Below are 17,920 nucleotides of genomic sequence, written 5' to 3'. Positions count from 1 at the left end.
CTCAGCGTCCTTGCAACAGAGCGGTTTCGTCGAAGGGGCCAGCCTTCACCAGGCGGTCGATAGCCGCCAGGGTGGTGAGCAGGGACTCGGCCCGGTCCAGGGGCCAGGCGTTGGGGCCGTCGGAGAAGGCCTTTTCCGGGCAGGGATGGGTTTCCATGAACACCCCGGCCACACCGGCCGCCACCGCCGCCCGGGCCAGCACCGGCACGAACTCGCGCTGACCGCCGGAACTGGTGCCCTGGCCACCGGGAAGCTGGACGCTGTGGGTAGCGTCGAATACCACCGGACAGCCGGTATCGCGCATGATCGCCAGGCTGCGCATGTCCGACACCAAGTTGTTGTAGCCGAAGGAAGCGCCACGCTCGCAGACCATGATGGTGTCGGCACCGCCATTGGCTTCCTTGGCCTTGAGCACTACCTGTTTCATGTCCGCGGGGGCCAGGAACTGGCCCTTCTTGATGTTCACCGGTTTGCCTGAGGCGGCCACGGCGTGGATGAAATCGGTCTGCCGGCACAGAAAGGCAGGGGTCTGCAGCACATCCACCACCGCCGCCACCTCGGGCACTTCGCCCTCGGTATGCACATCGGTGAGGATCGGCACACCGACCTGGCGGCGCACCTCGTCGAGCATCTTCAGGCCACCCTGCAGCCCGGGCCCCCGGGGGGACTTGCCGGAGCTGCGGTTGGCCTTGTCGTAGGAAGCCTTGAAGATGTAGTGGATGCCGAGACGATCACACAGAGCCTTCATCGTGCCTGCCACCTCGACGCACAGCTCGAGGGACTCGGCCGTGCACGGCCCGGCGATGACGAACAGCGGCTTGTCGAGGCCGACTTCAACGCCACAGAGTTTCATGCGCTACCTCGCAAAACGGACAACCTGCCCGGAACCTTACTTGGCCGCCTTGCGTTGGGCCATGGCGGCCTGCACGTAGGCGGAGAAGAGCGGGTGGCCCTGGCGGGGATTGGAGGTGAACTCGGGGTGGAATTGGCAGCCGACGAACCAGGGGTGCTGGTCGGTGGGCAGTTCCACCATCTCGCACAGGTCGGTGCCCGGCGCCCGGCCGGAAACCACCAGGCCCTTGGCTTCGAGCTCGGCGAGCAGGGTGTTGTTAACTTCGTAGCGGTGGCGATGGCGCTCGGTCACGTCGGCCTTGCCGTAGATCTTGCGCGCCAAGCTGCCTTCCTTGAGATGGCAGAGTTGCCCCCCCAGGCGCATGGTGCCGCCCAGGTCAGAATCCTCGCTGCGCTTTTCCACCTTGCCGGAGCGGTCCTGCCACTCGGTGATCAGGCCGATCACCGGGTACGGGGAGGCCTTGTCGAACTCGGTGGAGTGGGCACCGGCCATGCCGGCCACATCGCGGGCAAATTCGACCACGGCGAGCTGCATGCCCAGGCAGATGCCCAGGTAGGGAATCTTGTTCTCGCGAGCATAGCGGATCGCCGCGATCTTGCCCTCGGTACCGCGCTTGCCGAAGCCGCCGGGAACCAGAATGGCGTCCATGCCCTTGAGCACGCCGACGCCGTCCTTCTCGATATCCTCGGAATCCAGGTAGTGGATATTGACCTGGGCACGATTGTGCATGCCAGCGTGCTTCAAGGCCTCGATCAGGGACTTGTAGGACTCGGTCAGATCCACGTACTTGCCGACGAAGGCAACGTCCACTTCGTGCTCGGGATGCTCCATGGCCTCAACCAGGCGGTCCCACACCGACAGGTCGGCAGGACGGGCCAGGATGTCGAGCTTGTGGCAGACGATCTGGTCGAGCATCTGACCGTGCAGCATGGCCGGAATCTTGTAGATCGAATCGGCGTCGAGCACCTCGATCACGGCTTCGGGCATGACGTTGCAGAACAGGGCGATCTTGCGCCGCTCGTCCTCGGGGATTTCCCGGTCGGCACGGCACAGCAGCACATCTGGCTGGATGCCGATCTCGCGCAGTTCCTTGACCGAGTGCTGGGTCGGCTTGGTCTTCAGCTCACCCGCCGTAGCGATGTACGGCAGCAGGGTGAGATGCATGAAACAGGTGTTGTTGCGGCCTTCCTCGATACCCATCTGGCGAATAGCTTCGAGGAACGGCAGGGATTCGATGTCGCCCACGGTGCCGCCGACTTCGACGATGGCCACCTCGGCGCCTTCGGCGCCGCGCTTGACCGAAGCCTTGATCTCGTCGGTGATGTGGGGGATGACCTGAACGGTCTTGCCCAGATACTCGCCGCGCCGCTCCTTCTTGATCACCGATTCGTAGATCTGACCGGTGGTGAAGTTGTTGCGCTTGCTCATCTTGGCGCTGGTGAAGCGCTCGTAATGGCCGAGATCCAGGTCGGTTTCGGCGCCATCCTCGGTGACGAACACCTCTCCGTGCTGGAAAGGGCTCATGGTGCCGGGATCGACGTTGATGTAGGGATCGAGCTTGAGATGGGTGACGGTGATGCCTCGGGATTCGAGGATCGCCCCCAGCGAGGCGGCAGCGATGCCTTTGCCCAGAGAGGACACGACACCGCCGGTAACGAAGACGTACTTGGTCATGGGAGAACGTGCTGCGGGAAAAAGGAATGATAGCCGAAAAGGGCCCACTTCCTCAATTTTCCCGTGCCCATGCCCCGCCGCCACAGTACGCCCCCACCCCGGCGGGCCATGCTGCGGGGACCGTCGCCGCCGTCCAGCGCTCTCCAGCTCTCGTATAATGGCGCGTTTCTGCCCAACCGCCGCCCACCTTGCCCCAAACCGGGCAGACTCTCTTGGCGGCGCCCCCGGAATCATTGAAGGCTTTCACCGTGAATCCCCATCTCGCCAAGCTGCACCCCTACCCCTTTGAAAAGCTGCGCCAGTTGTTTGCGGGGGTAACCCCCAACCCGAGCCTGCGGGAAATCAAGCTGTCCATCGGCGAGCCCCAGCACCCGACGCCGGGATTCATCAAGGAAGCCCTCACCGCCAATCTGGGCGGACTGGCCAACTATCCCTCGACCCAAGGCAACCCGCCCCTGCGCCGTTCCATCGCCGCCTGGATCGAGCGCCGCTTCGGCGTGGACCTCAACCCGGAGACCCAAATCCTGCCGGTGAACGGTTCCCGGGAAGCCCTCTTCTCCTTCGCCCAGACGGTGATCGACCCGACCCGGGGCTATACGCCCCTGGTGGTCTGCCCCAACCCCTTCTACCAAATCTACGAAGGGGCGGCCTACCTGGCCGGTGCCGAACCGCGCTTTCTCAACACCCTGCCGGCAAACGGCTTCACCTTCGATCTGGACGCCCTGTCCGAAGACGAATGGAAGCGTGTTCAGCTGCTCTACATCTGCTCCCCGGGCAACCCCACGGGCAAGGTGCTATCCCTGGCCGACTGGAAGCGCCTATTCGACTACGCCGATCGCTACGATTTCGTCATCGCCGCCGACGAGTGCTATTCGGAAATCTACTTCGACGAAGGCGTACCGCCCCTGGGCGCCCTGACCGCCGCGCAGCAGCTGGGCCGCAGCGACTTCGCCCGGCTGGTGGTCTTCTCCAGCCTGTCCAAGCGCTCCAACGTGCCGGGTATGCGCTCCGGTTTTGTCGCGGGCAATGCCGAGGTGATGAAGAACTACCTGCTCTACCGCACCTACCACGGCAGCGCCATGGGACCGGCGGTGCAAGCCGCCTCGGTGGTGGCCTGGGAGGACGAGGCCCACGTGGCCGAGAACCGCAGCCTGTACCGAGCCAAGTTCGACGCGGTGACCCCCCTGGTGGCCGAAGTCCTCGATACCGCCTTGCCCGATGCCGGCTTCTACCTCTGGGCCCGCACGCCCATTGCCGACACGGATTTCGCCCGTCGTCTTTATGCTGAATATAATGTGGTGGTGCTGCCCGGCAGCTTCCTGGCCCGGGAATCGGGCGGGGTCAATCCGGGCGCGAACTTTGTCCGCATCGCCCTGGTGGCGCCGCTGGAACAGTGCCTGGAGGCGGCAGAACGCATCCGCCAGTTCGCCAGCAGCCTCAGCCAGTAACTAATTCCAAACGCCGGCACCGACCGTCGTACGGTTGGCCGGCATTTTTCACAGTCCCCTCAATCCGTTTTACCCCCCCCTTTTCAGAGAGCACACCATGCAGGATTACCAAAACATCATCGAAGACGCCTGGGAAAACCGTGCCAGCCTGCAACCCGGCACCGCCCCGGCGAAGATCGGCGAAGCCGTCGCCGCCGTGATCGAGCAACTCGACTCCGGCAAGCTGCGCGTGGCCGAGAAGATCGACGGCGACTGGGTCACCCACCAGTGGATCAAGAAGGCCGTGCTGCTGTCCTTCCGCCTGGAAGACAACAAGGTGCAAGAAGCCGGCGACCTGCGCTTCTTCGACAAGGTGCCGACCAAGTTCGCCAGCTACGACACCCACCGCTTCCAGCAGGGCGGCTTCCGCGTGGTGCCGCCGGCCACCGCCCGGCGCGGTTCCTTCCTGGCCAAGAACGTGGTGCTGATGCCCTCCTACGTGAACATCGGCGCCTACGTGGATGAAGGCACCATGGTGGATACCTGGGCCACCGTCGGCTCCTGCGCCCAGATCGGCAAGAACGTGCACCTCTCCGGCGGCGTCGGCATCGGCGGCGTGCTGGAACCCCTGCAGGCCAACCCGACCATCATCGAGGACAACTGCTTCATCGGCGCCCGTTCCGAAGTGGTCGAAGGCGTCATCGTCGGCGAAGGTTCGGTGATCTCCATGGGCGTCTACATCGGCCAGTCCACCAAGATCTACGACCGGGAAACCGGCGAGATCATGTACGGCCGCGTGCCCCCGGGTTCGGTGGTGGTGTCCGGCAACCTGCCCTCCAAGGACGGCTCCTACAGCCTGTACTGCGCCGTGATCGTCAAGAAGGTGGACGCCCAGACCCGGGCCAAGACCAGCATCAACGACCTGCTGCGCGGCGACTAATTCCGCCCTGCCCCGGGCCGCTACGGCGGCCCGGGGTGCGTAGCCCCTTGCAGCCCCCTCCTATATCCTCCCCACCCGACCTCCCGGCGGAGCCCCGCATGATCCTCGACAAGCTGTTCCAGCTGATGGCCGAAAAACAGGCCTCGGACGTGTACATTTCCGCCGGTGCGCCGATCCATATCAAGATCCAGGGCAACACGGTCCCGGTCAATCAGCAGACCATGGATCCGGCCACCATCGAGCGCATCGCCGCCGAGCTGATGAGCGCCGACCAGGCGCGCAGCTTCGCCCAGAACCACGAGATGAACCTCTCGATCGGCATTCCCGGTGTCGGCAACTTCCGTATCAACCTGTTCCGTCAGCGCGGCTCGATCTCGGTGGTGATCCGCTACATCCAGGGCAACATCCCGCCCCTGGACCAGCTGGGCCTGCCCCCGGTGCTCTCGGAGCTGATCATGGCCAAGCGCGGCCTGATCCTGATCGTCGGCTCCACCGGTTCGGGCAAGTCCACCACCATCGCCTCGATGCTGGACTACCGCAACACCCACCGCTCCGGCCACATCCTGACGGTGGAAGACCCGATCGAATTCCTCTTCAAGCACAAGAAGTCGATCGTCAACCAGCGCGAGATCGGCATGGACACCGCCGACTGGGATGCGGCCCTGAAGAACGCCATGCGCCAGGCGCCGGACTGCATCCTGATCGGCGAAATCCGCGACAAGACGACCATGCAGGCGGCCCTGTCCTACGCCCAGACCGGCCACCTGTGCCTGGCCACCCTGCACGCCAACAACAGCTACCACGCGCTCAACCGCATCATCAACTTCTTCCCCTTGGAAAACCGCACGGCCCTGTACCTGGATCTGTCGGTAACCCTCAAGGCGATCGTGTCCCAGCGCCTGGTGAAGAAGCCCGACGGTAAACGCTTCCCGGCGGTGGAAATCCTGCTCAACACCCGCCACATTCAGGAGTTGATCGAGCGCGGCGAGATCAACGGCATCAAGGAGGCCATGGAGCAAAGCCTGGCCCCCGGTTCCCAGACCTTCGAACAGGATCTGTTCCGCCTCTACCGCGAGAACACCATCACCCTGGACGAGGCCCTGGCCAACGCCGACTCGCCCACCAACCTGTCCTGGCTGATCAACAACTCGGACCTGGGCGTGCCGGCCCAGGCCGACGCCACCGACCCGGCGCCGGTGGTCACCGACCTTACCCAGTCGATTCCCTCATTCCAGGAATTCAAGATTACCCTGTCCGAAGAATGAGGACTGGCGCGGATCTCCAGCAGCCCCCTCTGAAACTCCGCACCCCTGGCCGATCGCCAGGGGTGCTGCTTTAAGAGCCTTTATCCATGAGCACTTCCAGCCCCCTACCCCTCAACCCCGACGATCCGACCACCCTGTTGGCGGAAGCCCTGTTCGCCCGGCCCTCGGTCACTCCGGACGACGCCGGCTGCATGGACCTGATCGCCGCGCGCCTGGCGCCCCTGGGCTTTGCCATCGAATTCATCAACCGGGGCAACACCCGCAACCTGTGGGCCCGGCGCGGCACCGCCCGGCCCCTGGTGGTGCTGGCCGGCCACACCGACGTGGTGCCCACCGGCCCGGTGGAGCGCTGGACCACCCCGCCCTTTTCCCCCAGCCGCCGCGACGGCAAGCTCTACGCCCGGGGCACCGCCGACATGAAGTCGTCCCTGGCCGCCTTCGTCGTCGCCGTGGAGCAATTCGTCGCCGCCCACCCCGACCACCCGGGCTCCATCGCCTTCCTGCTCACCTCCGATGAAGAGGGCGACGCCACCGACGGCACCGTGGCCGTGGTCGAGGCCCTCACCCAGCGTGGCGAGCAGCTCGACTGCTGCATCATTGGCGAGCCCACCTCGGTCGGCACCCTGGGCGACATGATCAAAAACGGCCGGCGCGGCTCCCTTTCCGGCAAGCTCACCGTCAAGGGCATCCAGGGCCACATCGCCTACCCGCACCTGGCCAAGAACCCGGTGCACATGGTGGCCCCGGCCCTGGCCGAGCTGGCCGGGGTGGAATGGGATGCGGGCAACGAGTACTTCCCCCCCACCACCTGGCAGATTTCCAACATCCACGGCGGCACCGGCGCCACCAACGTGATCCCGGGCACCGTGGAGGTGAAGTTCAACTTCCGCTTCTCTACCGCCAGCACCCCGGAAGGGCTGCAAGCGCGGCTGGTGGCCGTGCTCGCCAGGCACGGCCTGGCCCCCGCCGACTACGACCTGGACTGGACCCTGGGCGCCAAGCCCTTCCTCACCGGCCGCGGCCCCCTGGTGGACGCGGCGGTGAGCGCCATCCGCGAGGTCACCGGCATCGACACCGAGGTGTCCACCACCGGCGGCACCTCCGACGGCCGCTTCATCGCCCCGATCTGCCCCCAGGTGGTGGAAGTGGGCCCGGTGAACGCCACCAGCCACAAGATCGACGAACACATCGACCTGGCCGCCCTGCCCCAACTGGCCGCCATCTACCGCTCCATGCTCGAAAAGCTCCTTGCCCATGATTGACCACTACGACGACGCCCGCGCCCAGCTGCGCACCGTGCGCGACCTGCTGCGCTTTGCCGTGACCCGCTTCGAAGAGGCCGGCCTGTTCTACGGTCACGGCAGCGACAACGCCTGGGATGAAGCCGCCTACCTGGTACACCACGCCCTGCACCTGCCCCTGGAGCGCATCGACGCCTTTCTCGATGCCCGCCTAACCCAGGCCGAGCGGGAAGCGGTGCTGGCCATGCTGCGCCGCCGGGTCGAAGAACGGGTGCCCGCCGCCTACCTCACCGGGGAAGCCTTCCTCGGCCCCTACCGCTTCCGCGTGGACGAACGGGTGATCGTGCCCCGTTCCTTCATCGGCGAGCTGATGCTCGACGGCGACCTGGCTCCCTGGATCGACGATCCGGAAGCCATCGGGAACGTGCTGGAGCTGTGCACCGGCTCCGGCTGTCTGGCTATCGTCGCCGCCCACGTCTTCCCCAATGCCAAGGTCGATGCGGTGGACCTGTCCACCGATGCACTGGAGGTGGCCCGCCTCAACGTGGCCGACTACGGCCTGGAAGACACGGTCACCCTGTACCACTCCGACCTCTACCAGGCCCTGCCGCAAAAGCGCTACGACCTGATTCTGTCCAATCCACCCTATGTGAACGCCCCCTCCATGGCCACCCTGCCGGAGGAATACCGGCGCGAGCCGGAAATGGCCCTGGCCGGTGGCGAGGACGGCCTCGACCTGGTGCATACCATCCTGCGCGAGGCACCCCGCTTCCTCACGGAAAACGGCCTCCTGGTGGTGGAAATCGGCCACAATCGGGACGACCTGGAAGCGGCCTACCCGGACACCCCGTTCACCTGGCTGGAAACCGAAAGCGGCAACGAGTTCGTCTTCCTGCTCCCCGCCGCCGACCTGCCGGGCAACTGATTCCCGGCGCCGCGCCGGAATTCCCGCTGCTCGTCCCTTCGGCCGGCCCCCTGGGCCGGCCGCTTCGTTTTCTGCGCCGGAACCTGCGGCAATTCCGGCGGCCTGACGTACCATTCGGCATTACCCGACCGACCGGCCGATGAAGAAATCCTCCGCCCTGCTGCTCGCCGCAGCCCTGCTTGCCGGCTGCATGACCCTGGCCCGCCACAACCTGGACCAGGTCTACGGCCCGGAACAGCCGGACCGTTTCGACCATGCCCTGCCCGGCCAGGGGCCGATCTCGTACCGGCGCGACATCAAGCCGATCCTCGACAACCGCTGCGTCGTCTGTCACGCCTGCTACGACGGACCCTGCCAACTCAAACTGAGCGCCTGGGAGGGTATCGCCCGGGGCGCCTCCAAGGCCCAGGTCTATGACGGCACCCGGCTGCTCGAAGCCCCCCCCACCCGCTTGTTCCTCGACGCCGACAAGCCGTCGGAATGGCGAGAGAAGGGCTTCTATCCGGTGCTCAACGAGCGCCCGGGAACACCGGCCGCTGAACTGGCCGCCAGCCCCCTGGCGCGCATGCTGCGTCTCAAGCAGCGCCACCCTTTGCCGGAAAACACCGTACTGCCGGACACCTTCGATTTTTCCCTGGACCGGGAGCAGCAGTGCCCGCGTATCGAGGAATTCGATCGCTTCGAGCGCGACCATCCCCTGTGGGGTATGCCCTTCGGCCTGCCCGGCCTGAGCGCGGGCGAAACCGCCACCCTGGAGCACTGGCTACAGCTGGGCGCCCCCCACGAGGACAGCGAGCCCCTGAGTGCTTCGGTACAGCAGCAAGTGACCGCCTGGGAGCAATTCCTCAATGGCGACTCGCTCAAGGAACGCTTGGTTAGCCGCTACGTGTACGAACACCTGTTCCTCGGTCACCTCTATTTCGACGATGATCCCCAGCACCGCTTCTTCCGCCTGGTGCGCTCCGCCACGCCACCGGGAACACCGCTGCGGCCGCTGACCACACGCCGCCCCTTCGACGACCCTGGCCTTGAACGGGTGTATTACCGGCTGGCCGTGGAGCAGGAGAGCATCTCGATCAAGTCGCACATGCCCTACGCCCTCAACAAGGCGCGTATGGCGCGCTGGCGGCAGCTCTTCCTCACCCCGGACTATCCAGTCGAGGAACTCCCCTCCTATTCTGCGGAAACCGCCGCCAACCCCTTTCTCACCTTCCAGGCCCTACCGGTAGAAGCCCGCTATCGCTTCATGCTCGACGAAGCGGAGTTCACCATCATGGGTTTCATCAAGGGACCGGTATGCCGCGGCCAGACTGCACTGAACGTGATCGAAGATCACTTCTGGGTATTTTTTATGGACCCGGAGGCCTTCAAGGAAAGCGACACCGAATTCCTGCAGCGTGAAAGCCGCAATCTGAGCATGCCGGCCGAGTTAAAAAGCAATGCACCGGTGCTTGGCCCCTGGTTCAAATACTCGCGCCAACAGGTCGACTACTTGGAAGCCAAGTCACGCTATCTCGCCCAGCGGATCGACTCCCCAAATAAACTCACCCTGAGCACGGTCTGGGACGGCGATGGCAGCAACCCGAATGCCGCACTCACCGTTTACCGACATTTCGACAGCGCCACGGTCCTTAAGGGCCTGGTGGGCGAAAGACCCAAGACGGCTTGGGTATTGACCTACCCTCTGCTCGAACGCATCCACTATCTGCTGGTCGCCGGCTACGACGTGTTCGGCAATATCGGCCATCAGCTCAATACCCGTCTGTACATGGACTTTCTACGCATGGAAGGAGAATTCAACTTCCTCATCCTGCTGCCCAAGGAAAGTCGTCTGCCCATCCGCGATTACTGGTACCGCGGCGTCTCCGACGATACCAAGGATTACGTCTATGGTCGCCACGCCTACTTCGACGGTGAATCCGGCGTACCCTTGACCGGCGCAGATCCTCAAGGCGAGTTGTTCACGCAACTCGGCCACCGCCTGGCCGCCGTGCTGCCACGCAACCCCGACCCGGCCTGGGTGGCCGATCCCAAACTGCAGCCTGCCCTCGCCAAACTGCAAGGATTGAAAGGCAAGTCCCTGACCTGGGTGCCGGAACTCGCTTTCCTGCGTGTCGACGATCCTGCAGGGCACGCGCACTACCTGACCCTGGTGCGCAACACTGGCCACCTCAACGTCTCCCAGTTGCTTCTGGAGAGCAAGACCATCGTTCCCGAAGAGCACAGCCTGGATGTCTTGCCCGGCCTGATTGGTGCCTACCCCAACGCGATCTACCGGGTTCGCCAGGGGGATCTCCCCGCTTTCACCGCAGCCGTGGCCGAACTTAGCTCCGATGACGGCTACCAAGCCCTGGTCGACCGTTTTGGCGTACGGCGCAGCCGCTCGGATTTTTGGAGTGTCAGCGACGCGCTCCACACCGAAGTGATCCGCAGCGCGCCCATCGAAGGGGGATTGCTCGACTACAACCGTCTGGAAAATCGCTGACCCGTAGCTCAGGCGCGCATTACGAGACGCCCCATGGTTCCTTTTAGCCCCATGAGGCCTAGCATGGCGCGCCCAGTGCTTCCCCGTATCGCAAGCAGCCCCCTCCCTCCTAAGCCATCACCACACACCACTAAGCCCGCAGCCCGCCTGGTGCTCCCTGGCAGGCAGGCTAGGATAAGAGAGAAGCTTGTTGCGTTTGGCGCAAGGAGGCTTGCCATGGGCTTCTACGGAATTTCCATGATCACGATGCAACACGGGGTGATCGATCAGGTTTTTCTCCACCAGTTCAAGCAAACGGAAGCTGATCCCCTGCACGTCCATGTCGAAGATGGAGAATGGACACCTAGCAGCGCGGTTGCCAACCTCAGCCGCCGGGGTGATCAGATTTGGGTGATGCGCAAAGTGGTCACTGGATGGAAGTTGCACGAGCGGGTCTGGTGCAAGCAGCTTTCCGACGGTCGCGATGGCCTCGAAAGTCATGATGCAAACGGGGATGTGAGCGAGTCGCTCCAGGAGCTCCCCCAACCCACACAGAAAACTTTACCCCCTTGATTGTCTCAACGGATGCCCCACACGCCCTCAGAGCCCCTTGCGAGTTGGGGACAAGGCTTAGGCATGCTTGAAAGCCCCGGATTGGTCTTGGATAAAAACACAATACGGTGACTCACCAAAAGCCGGGAATGCGGTATGGAATTTATTAATTTCGGGGAAAAAATTGCCAGCAATTACGAATGACCGTAAAACTGCAACTTTGAGCCTCTCTCGGCATACGCTTCACCCAAGCGAGCAAGAGAAATTCTCAAGGGCAAGACAGGGATTTATCATACCAAAACAGGCAAGGCCAGCGTGAAGCTGGCCTTGTATCGCACTGAACGCTCGTAAAGGGAGGGAAAACAGCCTGACCGAATCAAGCGATTCAAAACACAAAAGAAAAATCCCGCATAACCTTGCGATTATGCGGGATTTATTTTGGGGCGACATACCGGGATCGAACCGGTGACACCTGGAATCACAATCCTTAGCAGTTTCTTTGCGATTCAGCACCTTGCGCCGATTCCAAATCTACTAACGCCCGATCCTTCCTCGCTCGTATCCCGCATGGTTGCTTGCCGCCAGTGCGTTTTGTAGAACGCTCACCACCTATTTTCGGGTCCATTACTTCGCCAAAACCAGCGGTAACTCGTCCCACTGGGTTGTGTAGCGTAACGACATCTTCCCGCGTTTCATTGACCACACCCTGCTTTCCTGTAGCCCAACAACTCCCGGCCCAAGTGTCCCCCTCCCCCACTTCGCGTTGACCTGATCCATTGCGGCCATTAGCGCGATCCGCCGGCCACGCTCCACCGCTCGTCCAGGAGCTTCGAACAAACCCGGCTGCCATCCTGTGCTGGACACCAAACCGAACACAGAAACTCCAGCTTTCACGTACTCAAACCCTGGCCGATAGATCCGCTGCAACCCATATCGTGCGGCCCGGAGCAGCCGCAGGGTGTCGTCCGTGGGCTCGGTGAGTGGTACAGCCAGGGCGCCGGAATACTGGGGCACTTCTGACTTGAACCGGTTCGTCATGATGAAGACTTGAACAACCGTTGCTAGGGATGCCTGACGCCGCAGTTTCACAGCGGCCCGGCTCACGTAAAGGCTGACGGCTTCCTGCAGATCCCCCATTCTTCGCACCGGTGCGCCGAATGATCGGGATGAAATGATCTGCTGCTTTGCCGGAACGACCTCCTCCAGCTGCAAGCAGGAGGTGCCTCGCAACTCACGGACGGTGCGCTCCATTACCACCGAGAATCGACGGCGCAAAGTTTCCGGATCGGCTTGGCGCAGATCCCAGGCCGTGCGAATGCCGTACCTAGCCAGGGATTCAGTGTGCCGGCGTCCGACCCCCCAGACCTCGCCCACGTCGATGTGCCGCAGCAGCCCCTCCAGATCCGCCTGCGTCATGGCCCCCAAGTCGCAAACCCCACTCCGATCGTGCACGGCCTTCTTCGCCACGTGGTTGGCCAGCTTAGCCAAAGTCTTGGATGGCCCAATTCCGACGCAGACAACCAGGCCGGTATGCCGCAGCACCTCGTGCCGTATCTTGCGGCCGATGGCCACCGGATTGGGGAGCCCGGTCAGATCAAGGAAGCTCTCGTCGATGGAGTAGATCTCTTGACCCGGGGCCATATTGCCGAGCAGGGTCATGACCCGGTTGCTCATGTCGGCGTAGAGGGCGTAATTGCTGGACATGGCCACGCCGCCGGCACGCTCGAATGTGGCTCGGATCTTGAACCAGGGCACCCCCATGGGCACCCCCATGGCCTTGGCCTCGGCGCTCCTGGCCACCACGCAACCGTCGTTATTCGAGAGCACCACCACCGGCTTGCTGGCCAGGGCCGGGTCGAACACCTTCTCGCATGAGGCGTAGAAGTTGTTCACGTCCACCAGGGCGAAGGTCGACATAGCTCAGACCGCGAAGCGCTTGAACTTGCCGACTACCACGCCCCAGACCACCAGCTCCGCCCCATCCTGGATCACCAGGGGCGGGTAGGCCGGATTCTCAGCGATCAGGGCAACTTGGCCGTGGCGATTGTGGAGCCGTTTGACCAGGCGTTCTCCATTCACAAAGGCCACGACTATGTGGCCGTGCCGCGGTGCAACCGCCTTGTCCACCACCAGGATGTCGCCGTCGAAGATCTCGGCCCCCTCCATCGAGTCGCCCTGCACAGGGAAAAAGAAGGTGCTGATGGGGCTGCGCACCAGGTAATCATTGATGTCGAGGCGGTCTTCTTCGTAGTCCGCCGCCGGCGACGGAAATCCGGCGGAGACCTTAACAGCCCCGAGGGGAATAAAGCAGGTGGGGGGATCGAGGGCTGGCAGCAGCACTCCGGGCGAATCCTCCGGGCCGCCGAGCCTGGTGGCGCACTGGCCAACCGGCAGGGAGAGTACAGTCATGGCACATCCAAACATCCGAGACACTGTAATTTTATACAGCACTCAGAGAGGACGAGCAAAAATGTGCGGACGGTACGCCCTTCACGCCGACCGGCAAACGTTGGTCAGCGCGTTTGAGTTGAGCGAGTGCCCAGAGGTTACGCCACGCTACAACATCGCCCCGATGCAGCCTTCCCTGGTAGTACGGCAGCGTCCAACCGGTGAGCGTGTTGCCCACTTTCTCCGCTGGGGTCTTGTGCCGTCCTGGGCGAAGGACACATCGATAGCCCCTAAGCTGATCAATGCCAGGAGCGAAACCCTGGCCGAGAAGCCGAGCTTTCGAAGCGCATATAAGCGGCGTCGCTGCATCGTCCCAGCTAGCGGGTTCTATGAGTGGAAGACTGAGGGAAAAGAAAAGCAGCCCTACTACGTCCACCCAGCCAGTACCGAACTGATCGGCTTTGCCGGGCTTTGGGAGCGCTGGACGCTTCCAGATGCCGACCCGCTGGATACTTTTACCATTGTCACGACCGAGGCGAACACCGCCATGACCGATATCCATGAGCGAATGCCCGTTATTCTGGCGCCAGAGGACTATGGACTATGGCTGTCAGGAGAGACGGAGCAGGACCTTGTTCACCAGCTTCTTGTGCCCTGCCCTGCAGATTGGATAGCGAAATACCCGGTTGGAAAAGATGTTGGGAATGTGCGGAATCAAGGTCCAGATCTGCTTACCCCGGCTATCGCTTGAACATTTCCCACCACTCCTGCCACCCAATCAGGGCTGCTCGCCACCCTCGGCAGGCTTCGTAGTTGTCGCTGACGACTTCGATGGCGGAAGCGTCTTCAACGGGGTCGGCGGCACCAGTAGCCAAGCCGGCGGCGTCGGTGGGGGTGCCGGTGGCAGCGGCGTCGTGGAGCAGGCGCCACCGGCCATCAAGCACGACACGAGCAGCAGCAGGGGTAAGGGTTTCATAGCGGATCACGTCCCGATAGATGATGCGGTTGTTCGATGCCTGGGCGGAACGGGCAGACTCAAGATCTGCCGCCAGGCCATCGGCCGTGGCCTGACGACGTAGGATTTCGCCTGCATAGGCAACTGCCTGCTGGCGTTGCGCTTCCGATGCGGCCAAATCTCGTTTGGCCTGCTCACCGGAGGCAACATGTAGGCCAAAGATATATCCGGCGACAGTGAGGCTAAGGCCTGCCACCAAAGCTGCCAGTATTCTGTAGCTCACGATGGGTACTCCCCGGTCAGGCACAGATGGGCCATTTCCTGGCGGCGCGTCCAGATGCCACCGCAAATCCGGCGGTTTTCGGGCAGAGAGCAATCCCGCCCCTGAGCTTTCCTGAAATCCAGGATGGTGCGGCAAGCGGCCTCGTACTGTTCCGCCTGGAGCTTGCGTGGGATGCTCGACTTGCAGACGGCCGCGCCGCCGACGTTGTAGGCCAGGTCAACGTAGGCGTCGTACTCGTGCTGGAACAATTCAACGTCGCCCATGCACTTCTTCAAGGAGCCCTCGAACTCCCGCATGTCGCGCATGGCCCGCCTGATTGCCCTGGGCGGTGTGGTTCGATCACCGAGCTGCACCGGGGATCCATCCTCCCGTCGTGTAGAGCCGAACCCATTTGTCGGGACATCGCCCTTGACCGGGATCACCGCGGTATCGGTGTACCCCTCGTTGGAGACGGTGGCCACCAGGCCAGCCGCAGACAGCGAAAGGCCCAGGATCAGCATGCGGGCTAGCTTCCCGCCCCCTGGGCTACCCCCGTTCATCTTCGCCCCCAGCGCATTCAAAGCAGGCGTCCGGCCGCCGGCCGCCCTTGAGGCGTTGCATGCTTTCCTCGAACTGGGCCTGCTCCCGGCTATCCCGGCGCATCTGGTAGTAAATGTTGAACGCGAAGGTCGCGATGGCAGTGATGATGCCAACAACGATCCCCCACTCCGTGAGCGTCAAAGACGACAGAATCGACGCCGCCGCGCCGGAATAACTCACTGTCGTCGGCATTTTTCCTTCCATCGAAGGGGCTCCTGGGTTTCGATATTCCAGGAACGGACTTTGCTGATCCGGCGCGAGTGGCGCGACCCCTACAGGGGGGGTTTAAAGGGCATGGAGCTACCCGTATAGCGCGAGCGGATACCCGGCCAACCCCCAGACATAAGGCTCCGGCTGAACAGCAGGAGGTGGCAAGATCGTGAACGTGTCACCGACACGCTTGCACGTGGTTACCGAGGTTGTGCCGGAATCGCTCACTGTCAGGAACGACAGGTAGTTTCCGTCGCCTGAGAAGACCATGTTCGTGGCTCCGGCCGATGGCGCCGGCAGCGACGTGAATGTGTCCCCGCTACGCTTGAATAACGAGATGTTGGGATACGTCCCAACTGCCAAATAGCCGCTGTCTGGCGAGAACGCGACACCTGACGGCCACGACGTGAGCGACGTTAAAAGGGTCAGCGTAGTGCCCGAGAGCTTGTAGATTCGTACCGTGTCGTCGGAAGCGACAGCCACATGTACGCCATTGGGGGCGACGGCCACAGCTCGTGGTGAGTACGTCCCTGGCAGTGTGATCGTGCTCGCCCGGGCATACGCATCGCCCGAGCGTGTATATACGTGCAGCTGGCCTCCATCTGGTACTTCCCTGCTGGTGAGCGTGGCGACGATGAGAAGACTACCGTTCGCCGTGTACGCCGCCGCCCTAAAACTGGCTGTACTCTCGGGAAACGCAATCGCACTGAGCGCGCTATAGGTTGCGCCGGACCGTTTGAGCACCGGCATGCTGCCCTTCGTGGCGCCACCAAGCAGCAAGTGCGAGCCGTCCGGAGAATAGGCTATTGGGTCGGTGGTATAACCGGATAGGTTCTGTGCCGTCTTTGTGAACGTATCTCCGACGCGGTCGTAGACAGCAAAGCTGGCGGCCGCTGAACCAGTGCCCAGGCCGACAGCGAGGTGCGTTCCGTCGGGTGAGAAGGCGAGCCCTTTCGGCTCTAGTGTTGGCGCCGGTATTGGCCCACTCAATCTGATCAGCGCATCACCATCACGCCTGTAGATGCCGATAGAAGGCACGTCTTCCGAGGAGACCATGCTGACGGCCAGATACGACTCGGGTAGCCCGGGTGGTCCGACCACCGCCCCGCCGAAGAAGCCTACCCGCCTCATGCCGACAGGTCTCCGACCAGGAGCCACGTGTCGGTGGCGATCTTCACTGCCGTTGCCGCCGAGCCTTGAGCACGGAACTTCAGGCCGGGCGTGGCGATGAGCGTCACTCCAGAGCCGGGCGACACGGTCACCTGCCCTGCTCCGATCTGGGCGAAGTCCACGGAGTCCCCAACGCCGAAAGCAACGCTGCTGTTCGGCGGGATGGTGAGCGCGATCGCAGCGGCGTTGTTCAGGGTGACGAGCTTGCCGGCGTCGGAGAGCGCCGGGGTGAAGGTCGTGCCGGTCTGCGCGTTGATCGACTGCCGGATGCTCTTGTTGCTGAGCGTCTGCGCGGTCGACGTATCGACGAGCGCCGTCACGTCCTTGCCGCCGACGGTGCCTCCAGTGATGGAGACGGCGTTCGCCATCTGGTATGCGAGGTCGCCAAGACCCGGGCTCGAATCACCCTCCACCAAAGGCACGTCGCTGTGTGTCGTACCGTCAGCGATGATGAACGGCACCTTCCCGTCCGAGGTCAGCAGGAGCAGGTGTAGCGTGCCCGCAGCGTCGTAAACAGGGACGTTGGTGTTCGACAGCGTGTCGCCAATCGGAAGTTCTCCGACCGCTCCACCGACGACGACAAGTGGACGACGGCGCATGGCTTACTCCGGCAGAGGATCGGGGAAGCGGGCCTTGATCTCTGCGACCTTCGCCAGCCAATCATCCATCGTGGCGTCGCCACGCTGGGCCTTGAAGAACAGCGGGTCCGCCTCCTCACGGTATGCGGCCGCGCGCTGCGCCTGCACCTTGCTGGTCTTCGACTGGAAGACCATGTCCGCTGGCTTTGGGGTGTTGATGACAAAGGGCGCCTCATCCAGCTCTTGGACGAAGTGCGTCTCCTCCGACTCGCGCTCCGGCACGTCGACCTCCAGGATGCCGAGCGCAGCGCGCAGCTCCGGGTCGACGAAGCTGGGATAGAGCACGCCGTCGATCTCCTGCGGAGCATGGATATTGAAGCGGCGGCCATTGCGAACGAAGATTGTCATTGGTTGTC

At 63.1% G+C, this 17,920-nt stretch carries 18 protein-coding genes; 7 read left to right on the top strand and 11 right to left on the bottom strand.

What is annotated here, in order from left to right; all coding sequences use genetic code 11:
- Position 1 precedes the first annotated feature (1 nt).
- A complete protein-coding gene (kdsA, locus tag OTERR_RS06845) occupies positions 2-853 on the bottom strand; it encodes a 3-deoxy-8-phosphooctulonate synthase (protein WP_149425254.1) in 852 nt (283 codons plus the stop codon).
- A 36-nt stretch (positions 854-889) separates the two neighbouring features.
- Complete coding sequence (locus tag OTERR_RS06840; RefSeq protein WP_149425253.1) at positions 890-2,527, bottom strand: CTP synthase; 1,638 nt, start codon at positions 2,525-2,527, stop codon at positions 890-892.
- Positions 2,528-2,775: 248 nt separating this feature from the next.
- On the opposite strand from OTERR_RS06840, the gene dapC reads away from it, so the two are divergent.
- The 6 genes from dapC to OTERR_RS06810 all read left to right on the top strand — a co-directional run bounded on the left by dapC (position 2,776) and on the right by OTERR_RS06810 (position 10,810).
- Complete coding sequence (gene dapC / locus OTERR_RS06835) at positions 2,776-3,975, top strand: succinyldiaminopimelate transaminase (protein ID WP_149425252.1); 1,200 nt, start codon at positions 2,776-2,778, stop codon at positions 3,973-3,975.
- 97 nt (positions 3,976-4,072) lie between these two features.
- Complete coding sequence (dapD, locus tag OTERR_RS06830) at positions 4,073-4,894, top strand: 2,3,4,5-tetrahydropyridine-2,6-dicarboxylate N-succinyltransferase (RefSeq protein WP_149425251.1); 822 nt, start codon at positions 4,073-4,075, stop codon at positions 4,892-4,894.
- 98 nt (positions 4,895-4,992) lie between these two features.
- On the top strand, positions 4,993-6,159 hold the full coding sequence (locus OTERR_RS06825) for a PilT/PilU family type 4a pilus ATPase (RefSeq protein ID WP_054620572.1): 1,167 nt from the start codon (positions 4,993-4,995) through the stop codon (positions 6,157-6,159).
- Positions 6,160-6,245: 86 nt separating this feature from the next.
- The gene (gene dapE, locus OTERR_RS06820; protein ID WP_149425250.1) at positions 6,246-7,421 is read left to right on the top strand and encodes a succinyl-diaminopimelate desuccinylase; all 1,176 of its coding nucleotides are present in this window, start codon (positions 6,246-6,248) and stop codon (positions 7,419-7,421) included.
- Complete coding sequence (gene prmB, locus OTERR_RS06815; protein WP_149425249.1) at positions 7,414-8,325, top strand: 50S ribosomal protein L3 N(5)-glutamine methyltransferase; 912 nt, start codon at positions 7,414-7,416, stop codon at positions 8,323-8,325. Before dapE ends, prmB begins: the two co-directional genes overlap by 8 nt.
- 139 nt (positions 8,326-8,464) lie before the next feature.
- Positions 8,465-10,810, top strand: coding sequence for a fatty acid cis/trans isomerase (locus tag OTERR_RS06810; protein ID WP_149425248.1), 2,346 nt, complete (start codon positions 8,465-8,467; stop codon positions 10,808-10,810).
- Positions 10,811-10,927: 117 nt separating this feature from the next.
- Here OTERR_RS06810 and OTERR_RS06805 read toward each other — a convergent pair whose 3' ends face one another.
- The 3 genes from OTERR_RS06805 to OTERR_RS06795 all read right to left on the bottom strand — a co-directional run bounded on the left by OTERR_RS06805 (position 10,928) and on the right by OTERR_RS06795 (position 13,750).
- Positions 10,928-11,290: a hypothetical protein gene (locus OTERR_RS06805; protein WP_149425247.1), complete on the bottom strand. Its 363-nt coding sequence runs from the start codon at positions 11,288-11,290 to the stop codon at positions 10,928-10,930.
- A gap of 675 nt (positions 11,291-11,965) precedes the next feature.
- Complete coding sequence (locus tag OTERR_RS06800) at positions 11,966-13,258, bottom strand: Y-family DNA polymerase (RefSeq protein ID WP_149425246.1); 1,293 nt, start codon at positions 13,256-13,258, stop codon at positions 11,966-11,968.
- Between the two features lie 3 nt (positions 13,259-13,261).
- The gene (locus OTERR_RS06795; RefSeq protein ID WP_149425245.1) at positions 13,262-13,750 is read right to left on the bottom strand and encodes a LexA family protein; all 489 of its coding nucleotides are present in this window, start codon (positions 13,748-13,750) and stop codon (positions 13,262-13,264) included.
- Between the two features lie 61 nt (positions 13,751-13,811).
- Between OTERR_RS06795 and OTERR_RS06790 the strand changes: the two genes are divergently transcribed.
- A complete protein-coding gene (locus OTERR_RS06790; RefSeq protein WP_149425244.1) occupies positions 13,812-14,480 on the top strand; it encodes an SOS response-associated peptidase in 669 nt (222 codons plus the stop codon).
- On the opposite strand, the gene OTERR_RS06785 is transcribed toward OTERR_RS06790, so the two are convergent.
- The 6 genes from OTERR_RS06785 to OTERR_RS06760 form a co-directional block, all read right to left on the bottom strand.
- The gene (locus OTERR_RS06785) at positions 14,470-14,967 is read right to left on the bottom strand and encodes a hypothetical protein (RefSeq protein ID WP_149425243.1); all 498 of its coding nucleotides are present in this window, start codon (positions 14,965-14,967) and stop codon (positions 14,470-14,472) included. The genes OTERR_RS06790 and OTERR_RS06785 overlap by 11 nt on opposite strands.
- A complete protein-coding gene (locus OTERR_RS06780; protein WP_149425242.1) occupies positions 14,964-15,467 on the bottom strand; it encodes a glycoside hydrolase family protein in 504 nt (167 codons plus the stop codon). The genes OTERR_RS06785 and OTERR_RS06780 overlap by 4 nt, the downstream gene beginning before the upstream one ends.
- Before the next feature lie 25 nt (positions 15,468-15,492).
- Positions 15,493-15,750 (bottom strand): HP1 family phage holin, encoded by a 258-nt coding sequence (locus OTERR_RS06775; RefSeq protein WP_149425241.1) that lies wholly within the window; start codon positions 15,748-15,750, stop codon positions 15,493-15,495.
- A gap of 96 nt (positions 15,751-15,846) precedes the next feature.
- The gene (locus OTERR_RS06770; protein WP_149425240.1) at positions 15,847-16,812 is read right to left on the bottom strand and encodes a WD40 repeat domain-containing protein; all 966 of its coding nucleotides are present in this window, start codon (positions 16,810-16,812) and stop codon (positions 15,847-15,849) included.
- A gap of 71 nt (positions 16,813-16,883) precedes the next feature.
- Complete coding sequence (locus OTERR_RS06765) at positions 16,884-17,525, bottom strand: hypothetical protein (protein WP_149425239.1); 642 nt, start codon at positions 17,523-17,525, stop codon at positions 16,884-16,886.
- A gap of 3 nt (positions 17,526-17,528) precedes the next feature.
- Entirely contained in the window at positions 17,529-17,912 is a 384-nt protein-coding gene (locus OTERR_RS06760) for a hypothetical protein (protein WP_149425238.1), read from the bottom strand.
- Positions 17,913-17,920: the final 8 nt, after the last annotated feature.

It is taken from the genome of Oryzomicrobium terrae (genome assembly GCF_008274805.1).
GTDB classification, from domain to species: Bacteria; Pseudomonadota; Gammaproteobacteria; order Burkholderiales; family Rhodocyclaceae; genus Oryzomicrobium; species Oryzomicrobium terrae.
This window is presented reverse-complemented; position numbering and strand designations above follow the sequence as displayed.